This window comes from Bartonella sp. TS25HLJMH (assembly GCF_042193505.1).
Lineage (GTDB): Bacteria > Pseudomonadota > Alphaproteobacteria > Rhizobiales > Rhizobiaceae > Bartonella > Bartonella grahamii.
The window spans coordinates 1-1,139 of the sequence record NZ_JBHILV010000073.1 but is presented as its reverse complement, the minus strand read 5'-3'; the positions used below and the strand labels follow the sequence as shown (position 1 = coordinate 1,139).

The window sequence follows — 1,139 nt, the reverse complement described above, 5'->3', positions numbered from 1 at the left end:
GAACAAGAGATGCAAAAGATTTTGACAAAAGCTGCTTAAACCTATGGGGGTGCTCTCTCCTCCCAGCACCCCCACCCTTTCCTAACAACTTTTAAGTAATGCATGATTCACGCTACGGGTGGATTGTACGCAAATCAAGGAAATAAACCATGGAAAAGAAATATGAACTTACTGATGAAACAACTGAGGTTGATGGCAAAACTCTCCACCGCATTCGTGCCTTACGAGACTTTGGAAACGTCGAGAAAGGCGATTTAGGGGGCTTTATAGAGAATGAAGACAATTTAAGTCATGAGGGGGATTGTTGGGTTGGTGATGATGCACTGGTTTATGAAGGTGCCCGTGTTTATGATGATGCACAAATTTCTGATAATGCTAAGGTTTTTGGTAATGCAGAAGTTTACGAGGATGTACATTTTTATGGATTTGCAGAAGTTTACGGTGATGTACGTGTTTTTGGTGACTGCGATGCTATATGCATTGGCAATGATGCAGGTACTTATGGGCATGTTGATGATACTGACCTCATCTCAACTGGAGAAAAGACCAGATGAGAAAATACGAACTTACTGATGAAACAATCGAAGTTGGGCGCAAAACGCTCCGCCGCATTCGTGCATTGAGAGATTTGGGGGACGTCAAGAAAGGTGATCTTGGCGGCTATATCGAGAAAGAAGACAATCTAAGTCATGATGGCAATTGCTGGGTAAGTGATGATGCAAAAGTCTATGGTTATGCCAAGGTTTTTGGTGATGCACATGTTTATGGAAACGCTCGTGTAGATGGTCATGCAAGAATTTATGACAAAGCCAAGGTTTATGGTGATGTCATTATATCATGCTCCAATTTCACGTATGAGGATGATGTTAATTATGGAAATGTTGAGATTTTTGGAGATGCAAAAGTTTATGATAGTGCTCGCATTTATGACGCAGTCAAGATTTTTAGAAATGCCGAAATTCGTGGATTAGCTAATATTCGCGGAAACACGAGAATTCCTCAAGACATAAAAATTTAACAACCAACCAGCCTTTTAACACCAGCGTGATTCACGCCACGGGAGAATTACATCTAAAATGAAGGGGAATAAACATGCCACACCGCCCACCTACTATCACGCAGCCAGCTATTGCTCGTGC

At 41.7% G+C, this 1,139-nt stretch carries 2 protein-coding genes; both read left to right on the top strand.

What is annotated here, in order from left to right; translation table 11 throughout:
• Nucleotides 1-149 precede the first annotated feature (149 nt).
• Nucleotides 150-554 (top strand): hypothetical protein, encoded by a 405-nt coding sequence (locus ACFINF_RS09275; RefSeq protein WP_375620598.1) that lies wholly within the window; start codon nt 150-152, stop codon nt 552-554.
• Nucleotides 551-1,018: a hypothetical protein gene (locus tag ACFINF_RS09270; protein ID WP_375620597.1), complete on the top strand. Its 468-nt coding sequence runs from the start codon at nt 551-553 to the stop codon at nt 1,016-1,018. The genes ACFINF_RS09275 and ACFINF_RS09270 overlap by 4 nt, the downstream gene beginning before the upstream one ends.
• Nucleotides 1,019-1,139 lie beyond the last annotated feature (121 nt).

What these genes read in the sequence shown, in the direction of transcription:
- ACFINF_RS09270 (WP_375620597.1), top strand. Translation starts at nt 551, where the DNA reads ATGAGAAAATACGAACTTACTGATGAAACAATCGAAGTTGGGCGCAAA.
- ACFINF_RS09275 (WP_375620598.1), top strand. Translation starts at nt 150, where the DNA reads ATGGAAAAGAAATATGAACTTACTGATGAAACAACTGAGGTTGATGGC.